Origin of the sequence: Flavobacterium sp. NRK1 (assembly GCF_024054175.1) — a bacterium.
Classification (GTDB): Bacteria; Bacteroidota; Bacteroidia; order Flavobacteriales; family Flavobacteriaceae; genus Flavobacterium.
This window is the reverse complement of record NZ_JAMXLA010000001.1, coordinates 308,073-326,212: the sequence shown is the minus strand read 5'-3', so window position 1 is coordinate 326,212 and position 18,140 is coordinate 308,073. Positions and strand designations below refer to the sequence as shown.

Annotated in this window: 22 protein-coding genes; 8 read left to right on the top strand and 14 right to left on the bottom strand. The window is 36.4% G+C overall.

All coding sequences use genetic code 11. From position 1 onward, the window contains the following. Window positions 1-5: 5 nt before the first annotated feature. Together NHE85_RS01610 and NHE85_RS01605 are read left to right on the top strand one after the other, a co-directional pair. On the top strand, window positions 6-440 hold the full coding sequence (locus NHE85_RS01610; RefSeq protein WP_252809040.1) for a hypothetical protein: 435 nt from the start codon (window positions 6-8) through the stop codon (window positions 438-440). Beyond that, the gene (locus tag NHE85_RS01605) at window positions 430-927 is read left to right on the top strand and encodes a phosphoribosylaminoimidazolesuccinocarboxamide synthase (RefSeq protein WP_252809038.1); all 498 of its coding nucleotides are present in this window, start codon (window positions 430-432) and stop codon (window positions 925-927) included. The genes NHE85_RS01610 and NHE85_RS01605 overlap by 11 nt, the downstream gene beginning before the upstream one ends. A 23-nt stretch (window positions 928-950) precedes the next feature. Here the strand turns inward: NHE85_RS01605 and NHE85_RS01600 are convergent, their stop codons facing one another. The 4 genes from NHE85_RS01600 to NHE85_RS01585 form a co-directional block, all read right to left on the bottom strand. Continuing rightward, complete coding sequence (locus tag NHE85_RS01600; RefSeq protein ID WP_252809037.1) at window positions 951-1,136, bottom strand: hypothetical protein; 186 nt, start codon at window positions 1,134-1,136, stop codon at window positions 951-953. Next, on the bottom strand, window positions 1,133-1,330 hold the full coding sequence (locus NHE85_RS01595) for a hypothetical protein (protein WP_252809035.1): 198 nt from the start codon (window positions 1,328-1,330) through the stop codon (window positions 1,133-1,135). The genes NHE85_RS01600 and NHE85_RS01595 overlap by 4 nt, the downstream gene beginning before the upstream one ends. A 426-nt stretch (window positions 1,331-1,756) precedes the next feature. Next, window positions 1,757-1,963, bottom strand: coding sequence for a hypothetical protein (locus NHE85_RS01590; RefSeq protein WP_252809033.1), 207 nt, complete (start codon window positions 1,961-1,963; stop codon window positions 1,757-1,759). Further along, a complete protein-coding gene (locus NHE85_RS01585) occupies window positions 1,963-2,193 on the bottom strand; it encodes a hypothetical protein (protein ID WP_252809031.1) in 231 nt (76 codons plus the stop codon). Before NHE85_RS01585 ends, NHE85_RS01590 begins: the two co-directional genes overlap by 1 nt. Before the next feature lie 117 nt (window positions 2,194-2,310). On the opposite strand from NHE85_RS01585, the gene NHE85_RS01580 reads away from it, so the two are divergent. Next, window positions 2,311-3,945 (top strand): ABC-F family ATP-binding cassette domain-containing protein, encoded by a 1,635-nt coding sequence (locus NHE85_RS01580; RefSeq protein WP_252809029.1) that lies wholly within the window; start codon window positions 2,311-2,313, stop codon window positions 3,943-3,945. A gap of 52 nt (window positions 3,946-3,997) precedes the next feature. Here NHE85_RS01580 and NHE85_RS01575 read toward each other — a convergent pair whose 3' ends face one another. From NHE85_RS01575 to NHE85_RS01555, 5 genes are all read right to left on the bottom strand, one after another. Beyond that, the gene (locus NHE85_RS01575) at window positions 3,998-4,342 is read right to left on the bottom strand and encodes a hypothetical protein (RefSeq protein ID WP_252809027.1); all 345 of its coding nucleotides are present in this window, start codon (window positions 4,340-4,342) and stop codon (window positions 3,998-4,000) included. 4 nt (window positions 4,343-4,346) lie between these two features. Further along, on the bottom strand, window positions 4,347-5,072 hold the full coding sequence (locus NHE85_RS01570; RefSeq protein WP_252809025.1) for a carboxypeptidase-like regulatory domain-containing protein: 726 nt from the start codon (window positions 5,070-5,072) through the stop codon (window positions 4,347-4,349). 72 nt (window positions 5,073-5,144) lie between these two features. Continuing rightward, window positions 5,145-7,472, bottom strand: coding sequence for a von Willebrand factor type A domain-containing protein (locus NHE85_RS01565; RefSeq protein WP_374676570.1), 2,328 nt, complete (start codon window positions 7,470-7,472; stop codon window positions 5,145-5,147). Between the two features lie 487 nt (window positions 7,473-7,959). Next, window positions 7,960-8,478 carry an RNA polymerase sigma factor gene (locus NHE85_RS01560; RefSeq protein ID WP_252813265.1) on the bottom strand — a complete coding sequence of 173 codons (519 nt, stop codon included), beginning with the start codon at window positions 8,476-8,478 and terminating at the stop codon, window positions 7,960-7,962. Between the two features lie 161 nt (window positions 8,479-8,639). Continuing rightward, window positions 8,640-9,485: a hypothetical protein gene (locus tag NHE85_RS01555; protein ID WP_252809021.1), complete on the bottom strand. Its 846-nt coding sequence runs from the start codon at window positions 9,483-9,485 to the stop codon at window positions 8,640-8,642. A gap of 71 nt (window positions 9,486-9,556) precedes the next feature. Between NHE85_RS01555 and NHE85_RS01550 the strand changes: the two genes are divergently transcribed. Beyond that, a complete protein-coding gene (locus NHE85_RS01550; RefSeq protein ID WP_252809019.1) occupies window positions 9,557-10,435 on the top strand; it encodes a PPK2 family polyphosphate kinase in 879 nt (292 codons plus the stop codon). A 37-nt stretch (window positions 10,436-10,472) separates the two neighbouring features. On the opposite strand, the gene NHE85_RS01545 is transcribed toward NHE85_RS01550, so the two are convergent. Further along, on the bottom strand, window positions 10,473-10,802 hold the full coding sequence (locus NHE85_RS01545; RefSeq protein ID WP_252809017.1) for a hypothetical protein: 330 nt from the start codon (window positions 10,800-10,802) through the stop codon (window positions 10,473-10,475). Window positions 10,803-10,890: 88 nt separating this feature from the next. Continuing rightward, on the bottom strand, window positions 10,891-11,406 hold the full coding sequence (locus NHE85_RS01540; protein ID WP_252809015.1) for a hypothetical protein: 516 nt from the start codon (window positions 11,404-11,406) through the stop codon (window positions 10,891-10,893). Between the two features lie 194 nt (window positions 11,407-11,600). On the opposite strand from NHE85_RS01540, the gene NHE85_RS01535 reads away from it, so the two are divergent. Further along, window positions 11,601-12,983, top strand: a complete 1,383-nt coding sequence (locus NHE85_RS01535; RefSeq protein ID WP_252809013.1) for an MATE family efflux transporter — start codon at window positions 11,601-11,603, stop codon at window positions 12,981-12,983. Window positions 12,984-13,066: 83 nt separating this feature from the next. Beyond that, window positions 13,067-13,297 carry a hypothetical protein gene (locus NHE85_RS01530; RefSeq protein WP_252809012.1) on the top strand — a complete coding sequence of 77 codons (231 nt, stop codon included), beginning with the start codon at window positions 13,067-13,069 and terminating at the stop codon, window positions 13,295-13,297. Between the two features lie 115 nt (window positions 13,298-13,412). Here NHE85_RS01530 and meaB read toward each other — a convergent pair whose 3' ends face one another. The 3 genes from meaB to NHE85_RS01515 form a co-directional block, all read right to left on the bottom strand. After that, window positions 13,413-14,498, bottom strand: coding sequence for a methylmalonyl Co-A mutase-associated GTPase MeaB (gene meaB / locus NHE85_RS01525; RefSeq protein WP_252809010.1), 1,086 nt, complete (start codon window positions 14,496-14,498; stop codon window positions 13,413-13,415). A gap of 135 nt (window positions 14,499-14,633) precedes the next feature. Then, window positions 14,634-15,281 (bottom strand): NAD(P)-dependent oxidoreductase, encoded by a 648-nt coding sequence (locus NHE85_RS01520; protein WP_252809008.1) that lies wholly within the window; start codon window positions 15,279-15,281, stop codon window positions 14,634-14,636. A 54-nt stretch (window positions 15,282-15,335) separates the two neighbouring features. Next, the gene (locus NHE85_RS01515; RefSeq protein WP_252809006.1) at window positions 15,336-15,743 is read right to left on the bottom strand and encodes an Rrf2 family transcriptional regulator; all 408 of its coding nucleotides are present in this window, start codon (window positions 15,741-15,743) and stop codon (window positions 15,336-15,338) included. Window positions 15,744-15,927: 184 nt separating this feature from the next. Between NHE85_RS01515 and NHE85_RS01510 the strand changes: the two genes are divergently transcribed. Both NHE85_RS01510 and NHE85_RS01505 read left to right on the top strand, forming a co-directional pair. Next, entirely contained in the window at window positions 15,928-16,839 is a 912-nt protein-coding gene (locus tag NHE85_RS01510) for an AEC family transporter (RefSeq protein WP_252809004.1), read from the top strand. An 8-nt stretch (window positions 16,840-16,847) separates the two neighbouring features. Beyond that, entirely contained in the window at window positions 16,848-18,071 is a 1,224-nt protein-coding gene (locus tag NHE85_RS01505) for an MFS transporter (protein WP_252809002.1), read from the top strand. Window positions 18,072-18,140 lie beyond the last annotated feature (69 nt).

The following is an 18,140-nucleotide window of genomic DNA, read 5'->3' as shown; positions in this document are numbered from 1 at the left end:
TATAAATGAACCCTTTTAAAATTTATACAAAAGATGTCCGGTTTACTTTCTTTCGAAAAAAAGAAGAAAGTCACTTAAATGGTGAGATCACTTTTCTTGACAATCGTATTATTGTAAATGATAAAATATTCAGTATAGATGCCCTTAGTGGTATAAAATTTTCCTGTTTTGATGATTATGTAGGAAAGATAGATACAGTAAATGGTAAAATCTCAAAAGGTGTAAATAATAGCATCGGGATATATAGTAAGAATGGAGAAAAGAATATTTATTATTTCCAGTTAGATCATCGTTACCAAATACGTGATATAAGAGAACAGTTAATACAATATCATTTGTCAGGGAAACTGGATTTTATGCATCTTATAGCCATTTTAGGTATGGAAGACTATAATGCAATAGAGAATTTTAAAAAGACATTGGCGTCTTATGGAAAATAATACAACGTTCAGAACTAAAACGGGTTATTGTCATGTGATGCCGGACAAAATTTTGTTAAGTGCAAATAGTAATCCTCACACTGTTTTTCAGGTACCAACCTCAGGAAGTGTCATGAAAAGGCTTACAATGTATGGTTTGTTATCACTTTGCCTTATTTATCAGGGGTATATAAGTTATAGGAATAATGATAATTTTTTTACGGTACTATTCGGAGGCTTTGGACTGTTTCTGTTATATGTAGTAATTACAAGTATAAATAATTCTTCTGCTCCTGTAATAGAAAGAAAAGATATAGAAAAGGTACAATTTACAAAAGCTATCCCGTGGTTACGCCGTTCTTACTTCAGCATTTTCTTTAATGAAAATGGGAAGATAAAGAAGAGAATTATTATGATGCCAGGTTCACTTACAGGCGGAGCAGAAGAAACTATTAAAGCTCTTGAAATTATGAAAAGAGAAGGTTTGCTAAAGAATAATTTTAAGTAAGGTGTTGTTATAGTTTTGTAATCTTAGGTTTTCTTTTTCTTCCTTACTATCAGGTAGCCTATAATAAGGCCAACCACAATCCATAGCGGAATGCCAAGAAGTATTTTGGTTAATGTAAATCTTTCATGGTCAAAAAGGGGAAAAAGAACCATAGTTATAAAGTAAAGTATGCCTCCCCAAACTAATCCTGATCGTACCCATTTTTTCATGATTCTGTAATTTTTTTAGTTGTATCTCTTCCGTACATAAAATAGTCCAAAAGCAAGCCGAAAACTATGAAAACAGGTATGGCTATTATCAGTTTTGTTACCGAAAAAGTGTCATCTATCAATGGGAATACTACTCCCAATACCATCAGCACCCAAAAAGCCTGAACAAAACTTTGTTTAACCCATTTTTTCATGTTTTCTATTCAGTTTTTTCATACGTTTTTTTTCTAAGTAAATAACAATTGCAAATACTGCAGACCACAGAATAAAATTTATGACTATTTGCGACCAGCCAATCCCATTGTCACTCCATCCTAATAACGGAGAAATAAATGTTGTAAATAAAAAACATATAAAATACCATATGGCAGATGCTCTAATATATTTTTTCATATTAATATTGGTCTTATTTATTGACCTTTCTCTGTTTTCTATTTTCAAAATAAATCTCTATTAAACATATAATTGCCCAGATTATAAACATAAAAAATGCTTTTTTCCAATCAGAGGCAAATGAAGTATCATTATCTACAAAAGGCATTATAAAAACTACAATTATATAACAGAATAAATATTTTATAATAATTAAGCGTACAGGTTTACTCATTGCTGTCTCTAATTTACTCATTGCTGTCTCTAACTTTATTTTTAGGGTCTTTTTTACGCGATACATAGCCAAAAATTAATCCGAATACCAGCCATACCGGTATGCTGACTAATAATTTCATGGGTATAATTTCTGTACCATCAAATAAAGGAAAGACTACATTAATAAATAGTGCCATGAATACACCCCAAAAAAGGCCAAATTTTACCCAGCTTTTCATTATGAATTTATTTGTTTCTTAGGGTTCTTTTTTTTCATGCTGCTTCTGTAACCAATATATAATCCGGCAATGGTAAATACAACAGCATTAATAACAATTTTAGCTAATGGAAATTTAGGCTCATTTTCATCCTGCATTCCAATCAGCACAAAAATATACGGAGCAATGAATGTCATAAAAACAAACATCCAAATGGCAAAAAACAGTCCGGTTTTAACCCAGGGTTTCATAAAAAACAATTACAAATTTATACTTTCAAATATAGCCAATATTTTTAAGCCCTGCAATTAAAGCGGCATTGCGCAATTGCCTAATTATCCTATCTTTGCGGCTTCAAAAAAACATTCATGATCACTATAGATGCGCTTTCGGTACAATTTGGCGGTACCACACTTTTCAGTGATGTTTCCTTTTCAATAAATGAAACAGACAAAATAGCCCTTATGGGTAAAAACGGAGCCGGAAAAAGTACACTGCTTAAAATTATAGCAGGAGTAAGTAAACCGTCAACGGGTAATATATCAGCACCTAAGGGTACGGTTATAGCTTACCTGCCACAGCATTTACTTACCGAAGATAACGCTACTGTAATTGAGGAGACATCTAAAGCCTTTGAAAGTATTTTTAAAATGAAGGCTGAAATTGATGCACTTAATGAAGAGCTTACTGTGCGTACCGATTATGAATCGGATGAATATTATAAGATCATCGAAAAGGTATCTGAGCTGAGTGAAAAATTCTATTCTATTGAAGAAGTGAATTATGAAGCAGAAGTAGAAAAAGTGCTTGTAGGTATGGGTTTTAGCCGAGAAGATTTTAATCGTCCAACTTCTGAGTTTAGTGGTGGCTGGAGAATGCGTATTGAGCTTGCTAAAATACTTTTACAAAAGCCGGATCTTATCCTTTTAGATGAGCCTACCAACCACATGGATATTGAGAGTATTCAATGGCTTGAGGATTTCCTTGTAAACAGTGCTAAGGCTGTTATGGTAATATCGCATGACAGGGCATTTGTAGATAATATTACTACCCGTACCATAGAAGTTACTATGGGAAGGATCTATGATTATAAAGCTAAATATTCGCATTATCTTGAATTGCGTAAAGATCGACGTGCGCATCAGCAAAAGGCCTATGACGAGCAGCAAAAGATGATTGCCGAGAATATGGAGTTCATAGAGCGTTTTAAAGGTACTTACTCTAAAACGTTACAAGTGCAGTCGCGTGTAAAAATGCTTGAAAAACTGGAACTTGTAGAGGTAGATGAAGTGGATACATCGGCATTACGATTAAAGTTTCCTCCTGCTGCGCGCTCAGGACAGTATCCAGTAGTGGTAAATGAGCTCTCTAAAGCATATGGCGACCATGTGGTTTTTAAAGATGCATCTATGGTTATAGAGCGTGGACAAAAGCTGGCTTTTGTAGGTAAAAATGGTGAGGGTAAATCTACCATGATCAAAGCCATAATGGGAGAAATTGATTTTGAAGGTAAACTGGAACTGGGCCACAATATTCAGGTTGGTTATTTTGCACAAAATCAGGCAGCAATGCTTGACGAAAACCTTACTGTATTTGAAACTATAGATCAGATTGCTGTAGGTGAGATCCGTACCCAGATAAAAAACCTTTTAGGAGCTTTTATGTTTAGTGGCGATGATACTACCAAAAAAGTAAAAGTACTTTCCGGTGGTGAAAAAACACGCCTTGCAATGATAAAACTGTTGCTTGAGCCTGTCAACCTTCTTATTCTTGATGAGCCTACGAATCACCTTGATATGAAAACCAAAGACATTATTAAAGATGCCCTTAAAGCTTTTGACGGAACTATTATATTAGTATCTCACGACAGGGATTTCTTAGATGGACTGGTTACTAAAGTATTTGAATTTGGCAACAAACGTGTTAAAGAACATTTTGAAGATATAAAAGGTTTCCTTGAAATGAAAAAGATGGAAAACCTGAGAGAAATAGAAAAGAAGTAATTTTTAGTACTGAATAAAATTGAAAATGCAGAAGTTCTCACTTCTGCATTTTTTAATTCTTTTTCTGCCATTCTTCCCAACCTAATATATCTTTCCGGATATCTTTTTTCCATTCATTGCCAAATATATTTTTAAGATGTGTTAGTACAAGAAAATTATAGTCTTTATAGAAACTAAGATTAGCAGGGGCAATACATCCAAAATCGTGGTAATGCAATTTATATTTTGTTTGGAAATCCTTTTCACCCGGATAATGGCGTGAAGCAATGCCTCCTAAAATGTACAAAGTGATCTTATTATTTTTAATGTCTTTGTCAAATTTCTCAAGAGGTGTTTGTTGCGCATTTCCAATGACAAAACTGGTTATAAAGAGCAATGTTATAAATAGTGATTTCATGATCCTAGTTTGTTTTCGTCTTCTCCTTCTTTTTTTGTTCTTTCTTCAGTTTTCTCTTCTCCTTTTTTGTTAAGCCATCTTTTGTTTTTACGATGAAGACTTCGCCTGTTCTTCTACAGCCAAATACAGATGTGTCTTCTGCATTTTTGAGGAAGCTTACACTTACAATATCGTTAGGGTTGAGTTGTTTAAAATTGTCTTCATTTAATGGAACTCCGTCAATAATATACAATGGTTTGCAATCACCATTTATAGAACCAACGCATCTAATAACAACCGGAGCGTTAATCTCAAGACACATTGCATCTGTACTTATATTTTCCTGTTTAGTTATGCTTGGCGATGATATTCCTATGTTTTTTTCTGTAGTTTTTATATATGGCCCAAAGCAGTTACCGTTCCAAACTGTATTTTCGATAAAATCAGGATCTTCCCGAAGCTTAAAATCGATAGTATTCTGCTTATTGATAGTTATTGTTTCCTGAATCATGCCATTGTATGAAGCAACTAATTGTTTGCCTTTTTTGCCATTTATAATGTAGTTACCATCAAAATCAGTAAATACTACTTGGCTAGTGCCTTTTATCATTACTCTTACTCCAGGTATAGCTATACCATCATTGTCTGTAATCACTCCTGTGATTTTTTGACTTCCCTCTGTTGTAATTTTTTCCTGTGCTGAAACAAACAAAGAATTAATAATAAAAAGTATGATGATAATTTTTTTCATAATATGAGTTTTTAAAAAGCCCGGCAGTTATGGCGCTGCCGGGCAGCAGCGTTAAGCTAAACTAAAAAAGATTTATTTTACCATTTCTACCAGCCTTATAAACTCAGCTCTGTATCCGTCAGGATCATTTTGCAGGCCTTGTTTTGCTAGTGCTTTTATATCATCAGTTTTTTTGTTCGGAATAAGTTTAGAATCCCTGAGTTTTAGTCCGAACCAAGCTACAGCAGCAGAGAATTTATAATCGGCTGAAGTATTTTGTATAGCCAGCGGAGTGTTAGGTATTACCTTTACGATCTCGGTACTTTTATCCTCATCCGGCTTTTTAGATCTGAATTTAATTGTTGCCAGCTCATCATTAAACTGATTACCTGTTGCTGTTGGCTGGCTGTACTTTAAGTCGGGAGCGGCAGTAAAGTAGTCACTTTTTACACCTACAGGTATAATTTCATACAGTGCTGTTACGGTGTGTCCACTGCCAAGTTCTCCGGCATCAATAGCATCATTTGCAAAATCTTCATCACGAAGTTTACGGTTTTCGTAACCTATAAGTCGGTATGATTGTACATGCTTAGGGTTAAACTCAATTTGTATTTTAACGTCTTTTGCAATAGCATACATAGAACCTTTAAACTCTTTATTGAGGTACCTGTCAGCTTCCTGCATAGTGTCAATATAGGCATAGTTACCATTGCCTTTATCGGCAAGAGTTTCAAGTTTAGAATCTTTATAATTGCCCATGCCGTAACCCAAACAGGTTAAAAATACACCGCTTTTACGTTTCGCTTCAATAAGTGTCTGCATGTCTGTATTAGATGAAGCTCCTACGTTAAAGTCGCCGTCGGTTGCCAGTATTACACGATTGTTACCCCCTTTTGCAAAATTTTCTTCGGCTGTTTTATAGGCCAGTTCTATACCTGCCCCTCCGGCAGTACTTCCTCCGGCACTCAAATTATCAAGAGCAGCATAAATTTTTTCTTTTTCATCACCGCTTGTAGATGGTAACACCAGTCCTGCTGCACCTGCATAAACCACTATTGCTATTTTGTCTTTTTTACGCATCTGGTTTACCAATAGCTTCATGCTTTGTTTTAGCAGGGGAAGTTTATTTTGATCATTCATAGAACCCGATACATCTATAAGGAAAACAAAGTTAGAAGCAGGCAAGTTATCATCGGGAATGATTTTTCCCTGTAGCCCTATTTTTAATAGCTTATGCTGCTGATTCCATGGAGCATCACTATACTCGGTATTGATCGAGAAAGGCTCGTTTTTTACAGGCTGTGGGTATTGGTATTTAAAGAAGTTGATCATTTCCTCGACACGTACTGCATCTTTTGGTACAGTTTGTCCGTTGTTAATAAAACGTCTTATGTTAGTGTATGAAGCATTATCTACATCTATAGAAAAAGTAGAAAGTGGGGTAGTGGCAGGGTTTTCAAACTGGTTTTCTACAAAATTTTCATACTCTTCCTGATCTACTTCTATTGGGTGAGGTTTAGAAGGTTCTGTAAAATGAATCATCTCCGGATGTTTTTTCTTTTGTTGCTCCAGTTTTTTATTTAAACGTGCCAGTTTGCGCAGCTCTTTTTTAGAAAGTGCTTTTTTTGTTTTAACGATAATAACACCATTTCTGCCCCTGTTACCATAAATAGATGTTGCCCCCGCATCTTTAATTACGCTGATGCTTTCAATATCGTTAGTATTTATTTGTTTAAAGATGGCAGAACTTAATGGTACTCCGTTAACAACATATAAAGGTTCAGCATTGCCATTAATAGACCCAATCCCTCTTAAAATTACAGTGCTGTTAGCACCCGGTTGTCCTGAGCCTGTAGCTATATTTAAGCCTGGCACCTGTCCTTGTAGTGTTTGTATAAAATTCGCATTAGGTCTGCCATCAATAGTTTTAGAGGCAAGAGTTGTTACGTGTTTATCATTGCTAACATAGCTTGCTGAAGGATTATTTATTGGCTGAGTTGTAGAAGACACTTTAGCAGAAGCAATTGCGTCATTTTTTGCTTTCTTTTTCTCTAATCTTGATTGACGCCTTGCATCAGCAGATGAAATAGTAGTAACAGCTACATTACTGGTAGCTCTGGTTGTTGTTCTGTATGCTTCAACTACAACGTCTTCCAACATCATTGCATTATCTTTAAGCTGTAGGTTCACATTTTTTTGTTTCCCTAAGGTAACAGCCATTTGTTCCATACCTACAAAAGAAGCAATTAGTTTTTCACCTTCTTTGGCATCTATCATGTACTTACCATCAAAGTCAGTGCTTACACTTTTACTGGTTCCTTCAATCATTACTGTAACTCCCGGTACAGGCAGTCCCTGGCTGTCGGTAATTACTCCGGTAATTTTTTTACTTTCTGAAGTAGGCAAAGCAGTAGAAGCAATGGGCTGTACTTTTTCTTTTGTTCCGGTAGCAGCATAACCTTTAGCTAATGAGTTGCTGCTATCTTTTGATGTTTCAAAACGTTGTCCCTTTATGAAATAAACAGAATCTTTACTTGTAGATTTAGTTTCATTAAAATCGGGAATTGTTTTCTGTGGCTTCACAGCATCTACAACCTTTTCTTTCGGTTCAGCTTTAGCCGGGTCAAAGGCTTCTTTTACCTTTTGGGTATCTATAACGGTTACGTTATTTTGTGGTGTAACAGTAGGCGCAACTATAGTGTTGTTATTGTCAGTGTTTAAAACAAAAAGACCTACAGTCATAAACAACAGTAATGCTGCTGCTATGCCTGTATATTTCCACCAGGTAGCTATTCTGCGCTGTTTTTTGTTATTCAGTTTCTCTTCTACTCGGTTCCATACGGCATCCATGCGTGCAAAATCTTTGCCTTCGGCTTTGCCGGCTGCTTCTTTAAACTGTTCGTATATCTTATCTTGATTTTCCATGACTGTTCTCTTTTTGATAATAAACATTGTTTACTAGTTCTTTAAGCTTACTTCGGGAGACGTTTAATTGTGATTTTGATGTTCCCTCAGAAATATTCAGCATGGCGGCTATTTCTTTATGCGAGTAACCCTCTATGGCAAACAGGTTAAATACTGTCCTGCAGCCTTCGGGCAGATACGTGAGCAGGTTGAGCAGATCCTCTTCTTCCAGCCCGGCCGATTGGGCTTCGGAAGGTTCTGCGCTGCGGCTCATATCTTCAATATAAATATTGAAGTTTACATTTTTTTTAAGGCTCATAAGGCACTGGTTTACGGCAATTTTGCGTGCCCAGGCTTCAAAAGCTTTTGTTTCTTTAAGTTGATCAAGTTTGGTGAAAATAGTATAGAAGGCATCGGCCATTGCTTCTTCTATATCTTCCTCGCTTTTCAGGTACCTTTTGCAGGTGTGGTATAGTTTAGGAGCCATAAGCTCATACACCTTTCTCTGGGAGTCCCGGTGCATTTTCCTGCATGCTGTTATGAGTTTTTCGTCCATCACAATTTGTCTCTTTGTATATATAGATTAGAAAAGCGATGAAAAGGTTGGGAAGGAAGTGAAATATTTTTATTCGGTGTTCATTGTCCGTCATCAGATGATAGTTTCGGACTCCGGACTTCCGACTATTATTTCTCAAGGGTAAGTTTATAAATATCCGATTCCGATGCATCAGAATCGGTGTCTTCGCAAAGCAGGAACTCCAGCGTAGTGTCGTTTTTTTTATAAAGGGTAATGCCTTCAAATTTATTTTTAAGCGAAATAACTTCTGTAAATTCTATTTCCATAGATTCTGTATCCATTCGTCCTATGAGTGTGCCTGCTACTTCACCGTCTTTATAGGTAGAGCCTGATTTTTCGGCAGCTGCTAAAAAGTAAAGTTTACCGTTTACCAGTACAGCATCGGTGAAACTGGAGGCTGCACCATTTATTGTAGGAAGTTCAACTTCATTATACACAAACTGAAATGAGGTTTCGTTTATATCGCCATCAAGGGTAAATACCCCATTTTGACCTTTGGGGCCGTTGCCCCGGTTAAATAAATACCATGTAGTACCATTGTTTACGGCGGCTTCTATATTAAAGTTCTCAGGATTTATTTCTCCAAAATCCTGCATAGCAAGGTATAAAAATGTAGCATCTATAGGCGGATGCACTTTTTTAGATTGTAAATCTACATGTAGTATAGCATTTCTTTTTTCTGTAGAGCCCGAACCAAAAAGATACAGTTCATCACCCATAGCTGTAAGTGCTTCAAAGTCGGGTTTGTCTTCTTTGAGTATATTTTCAACAGGGCCTTTATAGTTTTCGGGTGCTATAGCTATAGGAGTTGTTTTTTTATCTATCAGGCTGTATTCATAAAATACATGGCTATTATCTGATATTATATAAAGATTGGTGCCATTAAGTAATAAGCCGGATGCCGAGCCAATGCCTATAATGTGAAACAGGAGTTCCAACTGAAACTTTTGCATAATATTATGTTTTTGTAAAAATGGCTTATGCTTTAAATTCTTACATTTATATAAAGATAAACCAATTATCCATGAAAGCAATACGCACAAAAGATTTTAAGGCAGATGGAAAGTTTGCTATTAATAATGCAGCTACCAATATAGACCTGGAACTTACTGATGACCAAAAGAAAGATGCACTTAAAGAGGTAAGTAAAGAATTAGGCAAACAGCAGGATAAAATGTATGCCAATAACCGTTACAGTGTGCTTGTTGTTTTACAGGGCATGGATACGTCGGGCAAAGACAGCCTTATCAGGGAAGTATTTAAGAACTTTAATGCCAGGGGGGTAAATGTATATAGTTTTAAACAGCCTTCATCAGCAGAACTGGAGCATGATTATTTATGGCGCCACTATATTGCGCTGCCCGAAAAAGGTAAGTTTGCCGTTTTTAACCGTTCTCATTATGAAAATGTATTGGTTACACGTGTACATCCGGATTATCTTTTAAAAGAAAACCTTCCCGGAATTGAAGATGTAAAAGATATTCCTAAAGATTTTTGGGATATGCGTTATAAGGAAATCAATCATTTTGAAAAACATATATCTCAAAATGGGGTAATAGTGCTAAAGTTTTTTCTTCATTTAGGTAAAGAAGAACAAAAAGCCAGGCTGTTGCGCCGTCTTGAAAAGAAAAGCCATAACTGGAAATTTTCGGCGGGAGATCTTGATGAAAGAGAAGAATGGGATAAATACCAGGAGTATTATCAAGAGGCTATACAAAAAACTTCCCAACCTTATGCGCCGTGGTTTGTAATTCCTGCAGATGATAAAAAGGCTGCCCGGTTAATGGTGGCCAGTATTATATTTGATGAACTTAAAAAATATGATTTCAGAGAGCCGGAAGTAGATGAAGAAGTATTAGAAAACATTTCGTTTTACAGAAATAAACTTAAGACCGAGGAGTAGCTAAACTGAATTGGTAGTAGCGCAGATAAATAGCTAACTAATCTTCAAGCAAATCCTGCAGTTCTTCCTGCGAAAGGCATATTCCAATGTGTTCTGCCATTTCATTTTCATCTTCGGCACCATCAATAAAATAAATGGGAGTCTGCGATGTTGTTTTACGCTTACGTATACTGTCTGCTGTCTGCCGCCCATGTGATGGTTTATTAGCGTAGTTTATTACAATAACATCGGGCTTCAGTATGCCTGTTTTTCTGTAGGCTTCGGCACCATCATTAAGCTCTATACCAACAACGTCAGTCTTTTTTTTACAGTAATCTATAAGAGGTGTAGTATGTTCTTTGGTCCAGTCAATAATAAATATTTTCATGCCTAATGTGTTGGATATTACAAAAGTAAAAAAACCTGCGTTATTGTAATGCAGGTTTTAAGGTTAGTTTTGAACTTAGGTTATTGGGTTATAATTTAAAGCCATAAGCAAGTCGCAATGCAATCTGGTCGGCATTAAAATCGGTCATTCCCTCGTATCTAAGGCTAATGTCAATAACCTCATTAGCATATCCAATACCGGGAGCCCATATAAAGGCAGTTTCGTTATAATCATTGGTTACAGCAAAACCTGCTCCTGCCTCACCAAGCACGTAAAAACGGTCTTCCCACACAAAGGCTTTAAAACCCGCTTTTACAGGAATAAATCCAAGATCAGGCACATTATCGTCACCAAAAAGATGAGTATAACCTGTAGTTAGTGTTAAAGATGTTCTCATACTCATGTCATATTGCAGTCTTACATCCCCACCTAATGACCAGTTAAAATAATCGCCCGTTGTTACTCCGGCGTTAACACCAAAACCAAGACGAAATCCCTGATCATACCCGTCTGAAGAAGAAGCTCCTTCCTGTGCACATGCTGTACCGCCAAGGATAAGTGCTGCTGCTAATAGTGTTCCTTTTAATTTACTTGCAATTTTCATAATCTTCTCAATTCAATTTGTTAGTGGAGTAAAATTAGTATGCGTTTCTTATTAAAAAATCCAACAAATTGTTAATTAGTTGTAAATAATTCATAAAATAGATATGTTTATCTGTAATATTTTGATTTTAAAGTTTTTAGGTCAAAGAATTTTATTATAAAACCTTCTCAGTACCTTTGCAAAAAATCTCCACAGTGAATTTATCGGTTTATTTTAATGAGTTTAGGGCAAACATTCGTTTGGCATATCCTGTTATATTAGGAATGTTAGGGCACACCATAACCGGTATTGTAGATAATATTATGGTTGGTAAGCTTGGCGCTGCCCAGCTTGCAGCAGCTTCACTTGGTAATAGTATGGTATTTGTTGCTATATCTGTAGGTATAGGGTTTTCTACTGCAATTACGCCTATAGTAGCACAGGCAGATGCCGAAAAGGATATACAAAAAGTGAGATCTTATTTTCATCATGGCCTGCTTTTATGTGTTGTGCTGGGTATTATGCTTTTTGGTATTGTGTGGGTAGCCAAACCTTTAATGCATCTTATGGGGCAGCCCGAAGAAGTTGTTGTATTGGCAGCTCCGTATGTAGATTGGGTAGCCTTTTCGTTATTGCCTATGGTAATTTTTCAGGCCTATAAACAATTTGCCGACGGATTATCGTTAACCAAATATGCTATGTATGCGGTAATTATATCTAACATAATTAATATAGTTGTTAACTACCTGCTTATTTACGGAGTATGGATCTTCCCTGAAATGGGAATTATTGGGGCCGCATTGGGTACTGTTGCCTCAAGGATATTCCTGGTAATTTATATGCACTACATTTTAAGCAGTAATGAAAAACTAAAAGTGTATTTCAGCAATTTTAGTTTTAAAGATATTAAAAGGAGCATACTTAAAAAGATCTCAGACCTTGGCATACCATCTTCTATGCAGATGCTTTTTGAAGTGGCTCTTTTTACCTGTGCAGTATGGCTTTCGGGTTCATTAGGTAAAACCGAGCAGGCTGCTAATCAGATTGCATTAAGCCTTGCTTCTATGACCTTCATGTTTGCCATGGGGCTTAGTGTTGCGGCTATGATAAGGGTGGGTAATCAAAAAGGGCTTAAAGATTTTAAACGACTCAAAATTGTAGCACGCTCAATATTTTTACTGGCTATATTGCTGGAAATAGTTTTTGCAATACTGTTTATTGCATTTCATAAGTACTTGCCGCATCTGTTCTTAAATATGAAAGATGTAACTCAGTTGGCTGATAATACAGAAGTTATTGCTGTTGCTGCAAACTTATTAATTGTTGCAGCTATTTTCCAGATAAGCGACGGGATACAGGTTGTAGTACTGGGTGCTCTTCGCGGGTTGCAGGATGTAAAAATCCCTACAATTATTACTTTTTTTGCGTATTGGGTAGTAGGTTTCCCTATATCGCTTTATCTTGGTGTTTATACCGAACTAAAAGCTACAGGTATATGGATAGGACTGCTGGCAGGGCTTACCGTTGCTGCAATATTTTTGTATCTTCGCTTTAATTATTTAACGGGTAGATTTATTGAAGAAGAAGGGAAACCTTAAATCTGAAGTAATTATATGCGTTTTGTCGTTTCGGTTAAAATGACACACAATTAGATTTACGACTTTAAAACTTTTGACTATATATGGAATTACCAAAATTTGTACTGGCTGATAATACAGATTATCCGGATGATATCTTTATTATACATTTAGATTATCCGCGTTTTATAATTAACCTTAAAGATGATGAGGTTGAGTTTATGGAAGAACCGGAAGATCTTGATGAAAATGAACTTAATGCTGAAATGGAAGGACTTATTGAAGCTGCCAATAATTTCTACGATAGGGAAGTAGAACGTTACGAAAAGCAATAAAGTTATACACACTCTTGTCATTCCGAGCGCAGCGAAGCGAAGTCGAAGAATCTCAAAAAGTAAATGGTATCATTTTAATATAGATTCCTTCTATTGTCGCAATGAAAAGACAAACTTACTCAAAATACTTCTTCAATAAAATAGTTGCGGCTGCAAAAGGCGAAATTTCGTTATTTTGCACCGCTTTTTTATTTTGCTTCAGCAAAGCAGCTATATCTTCACGGCTGTAAAAATTATTCTTTAACTGCTCATTAATGGTTTCTTTAAGCCAGTAACTGTTTTGTTCGCTTCGGCGCAGACCAAAAAAACCATTATTTTTTGTTAAGTCAAAATACTCATTAATTATTTGCCATACATCGGCTACACCATCATGCGTTATGGCACTGCAGGTTGTTACTTTGGGCTGCCATCCTGAATTTTTAGCCGGAAATAAATGCAATGCCCTGTTAAATTCGGTTTTGGCGAGTTTTGCTTTTTTGATGTTGTCGCCATCGGCTTTATTGATAACTATTAAATCGGCCATTTCCATAATACCGCGTTTAATACCCTGAAGCTCATCGCCGGCACCGGCAATTTTAAGCAGCAGAAAAAAATCTACCATACTGTGTACAGCCGTTTCACTTTGACCTACACCCACAGTTTCTATAATTATAGTATCAAAACCACAGGCCTCGCATAAAATAATAGCCTCACGGGTTTTACGTGCCACTCCGCCTAATGTATCTCCGGATGCAGATGGACGTATATAAGCATTTTCATCTTTAACCAGTTCTTCCATTCGGGTTTTATCGCCCAATATGCTTCCGTGTGATAACGAACTGCTGGGATCTACTGCCAGTACAGCAACTTTTCTGCCTAAAGAAGTAAGATGTTTTCCAAAAGCTTCAATAAAAGTACTTTTGCCTACACCCGGTACACCTGTAATACCTACGCGTAATGATTTATCGGCATGCGGCAGGCACTGATTTATAACATCATTAGCCTTTTCAAGATGTGACGGATTTGTACTTTCCACAAGAGTAATGGAACGGCTCAGAGCAGTTTTATCTCCGGCGAGTATGCCGTTTACAAGTTCCTGTGCTGTAGGCTGTTTTTTCCTCAGTCGGGTTACATGTTCTATAGATGACCTGCTGATGCTTTCCGGACGGCTGATGCCATCTACTTCATGCAATGCAGTTTTTTGGGCTTTAGGCTTATCCACGTTAATTAATTAGAGAAGTAAAATTAAGGTTTTTCTCTGGTTTTTTAGCCACCAATTATATAAATAAAAGCCCCTGCTGCTATAAACAGAGGAGCTTTATATATTACTTACTTATAGTTAGTAATGTACTAATAATTAGTATGCTGCTGTAAATCGTTGTTGATGGTGTTTAGGGTTTTCTACTTCATCGGCAAGTACAACAGCCAAATCTTCACCCGATAAAATACTGCGTTTGTTTTCATCAAATACAGGGTTTTCCAGTCCTAAACGGTATTTACCTGTACGGCCTGTAGTGATTCCCTGATGCATTTCGATAGCCGGGCTAAAAAATACCCAGTCAATATCTTTTTCTTGTTTAAGAATTGTAAGATAATCTCTTGCGGCAGATGCGCCAGCATAATACTCTTTAGGAAATTCAGGTGTGTCAACAAGCTGTTTCTCTGGGGCTATGTATAGGCTACCTGCACCACCAATAGTAATATAACGCTTAACGCCCGATTGCTTTACAGCTTGCTGTAAAGATGCAGAACCCTTCATGAAATCGTCATAAATATCGGGGTTTGTCCAGCCTGGGTTATAAGCACTAACTATAGCGTCATGACCTTTTAAAACATTAGCTAAAGCATCGGTGTTAAAAATATCTGCTTTTACAACAGTTACATTTTCAGGTACATCATCAGATGAATTTCTGGAAATGGCAGTGATTTCGTGTCCTCTTGAGGAGAACTCTTTTACTAGGTTTGAGCCTAAAAAACCTGTGGCTCCAATAATGGCTATTTTCATAAGTGTAAGAAATTATATGTAATAAAAAAAGTGACAGTTTTATGTAAAAAATTTTTAAAATTCTTTTGTAAAGTCAAGAAGTGATATTTTCTCTAAATGACTGCTAATGTTTTGGTTTATGTTTTTGTATAAATCGTTAAGATTATTGTTTATCTCTTTCCCAACCGGACAGTTAGGATTAGGGTCATTTTTTGCGTAGCCCAAATGAACCGTTTCAAACGTCATGCAGAATATATCTTTAAGTGTAATTTCGGTAGCAGGTTTAAGCAAGCGTGTTCCGCCATATTTGCCTTCACGGCTTTCTACCATATTATGTTTTTTCAGGTTTGCAATTTCCTTGCGTACCAGTACGGCATTAATATTCATACTGCCTGCCAAATATTCAGACGACAGGAACTCTTCCGGATGCTTTGAAAGCAACGAAAGTATATGCAAAGTGATTGCAAATTTGCCTGAAATCATACTGTAATAATTTGTGTTACAAATATAGGCAAGTTTTCAATATCTCCAAATATATTATTATCATTATGTTTAGTAGTTAAAACTTTTTTAGAGCATAAATATTTGTGTGTAAATATTTCACGTTTTGCCGATGTAGCTGTAAATTTGGGCAACTTTTAAGAATACATTACCTCCTGCATATTTAATGGATAGCATTATTCTGATATTTATCTGCCTCCTGGCAGGGGTAGCCCTAAGCCGTATTAAAGCTGTTCCTGCAAACGGACATATGGCGCTTAATAACTTTGTTATTTACATTTCGCTTCCTGCACTCGCTTTATATTATATTCCTAAAATTGAAGTAACCACAAAACTGCTTTATCCGTTAGGTGTTGCCTGGATAGGTTTTCTATTTGCCTGGCTGCTTTTTGGTGGTTTGGGTAAATGGCTCGGATGGTCTAAAAAACTTATAGGCTGCCTGGTGCTTACTGCGGGATTAGGAAATACATCTTTTGTAGGCTTTCCAATAATTGAAGCTTTATATGGTAAAAAAGGATTGGAAACTGCTATTATTACCGATCAGCCCGGCACTTTTGTAGTTATGGCAACATTAGGAATTATAGTTGCCGCTTCCTATTCTAAAGGAAGTGCAGGAGTATTAGAAATCTTGAAAAAAATACTTTTATTTCCTCCCTTTCTGGCATTTTTTGCCGGAGCGATAATGAATATTTGCGATACAGATTTTGCAGCTATCTTTCAGCCTGTTTTACAAAAACTGGGATCTACTGTTACACCGGTAGCCTTGGTTGCGGTAGGTATGCAGATTAAAATACAACGCCGCAACAGGCATTGGGGATTTCTTTCACTCGGGCTTTTTTATAAACTGATACTTATGCCTGCTATACTTTTTGTGCTCTACAAAATTATCTTAGGGCAAAGCGATCAGGAAATTAATGTGTCGCTAATGGAAGCGGCTATGGCACCCATGATTACAGCCGCCATACTGGCATCTGCATACGGACTAAAACCAAAACTTGCCGGAATGATGATAGGGGTTGGAATACCGCTATCTTTTGCTACGCTTGCAATTTGGTATTATATATTAAATACTTTTTAATTTTTACAATGAAAAATAATGCAACCGCTATAGTAAGCGAAGACCATAAACAGGATGCAGTTCAAAAAACAGTGTATTCTATACTTTTTTCTATTGCAGTAGCACACTTGCTTAACGATTTGCTGCAGGCAGTAATTCCGGCATCTTACCCCATACTTAAAGATAAATACAATCTTACTTTTACCCAAATAGGATTTATTACTTTTTCATATCAAATGGCGGCTTCACTGCTTCAGCCGTTTGTTGGCTTTTATACTGATAAAAATCCTAAGCCTTATTCTAAAATGTATGGTATGCTTTTTACGCTATCAGGTATAATATTACTGTCGTATGCTTCAAGCTTTGAAATTATATTATTATCGGTAATACTGGTAGGTATTGGTTCATCTATTTTTCATCCTGAAGCTTCAAGGGTATCTTATCTTGCATCGGGAGGCAGAAGAGGGCTGGCACAATCTATTTTTCAGATAGGTGGTAATATGGGTACAGCTATTGGCCCGCTTTTAGTAGCGTGGATTGTAGTGCCAAACGATCAGCATTATATAATATGGTTTGCTGTAGCGGCTTTATTAGCGCTTTCAGTATTATGGCGAATAGGCAAATGGTACCATAATCACCTTAGCCTGAATTACGGAAAGAAAAAAGATATTGTATTACCCGATGTATCGCCCACAAGAATAATAGTATCTGTAATTATTCTACTGGTACTTATTTTTTCAAAGTATTTTTATATAGCAAGTATTACAAGCTATTTTACATTTTACCTTATGGCTAAGTTTAGCCTTACCATCCAGGGAGCACAGTTTTATTTATTCCTTTTTTTGCTTTCATTAGCTATAGGTACACTTTTGGGAGGACCGCTGGGAGATAAATTTGGACGTAAATATGTTATATGGTTCTCTGTGCTGGGAGTTGCGCCTTTCGCTTTGATGCTCCCACATGCTAATCTTTTCTGGACAAGTATACTTTCTGTAATAATAGGTACATTGCTTGCATCGGCATTTCCTGCAATATTAGTATATGCGCAGGAGTTGCTGCCTAAAAAACTGGGTATGGTGTCGGGGTTGTTTTATGGTTTCGCTTTTGGTATGGGCGGACTTGGTTCGGCATTATTAGGCAACATTGCCGATCATAATGGTATAGAATATGTTTATTCTATATGTGCATATTTACCCCTTATAGGCGTTATAGCAATGTTTCTACCAAACCTAAAAAAGAAAAAAGTCTTGTAAAAACCTATTGTTCACATAATTTTAACTTCTGTCTGTAGCACATTTCCTAACTTTATAAGATAAACCAAA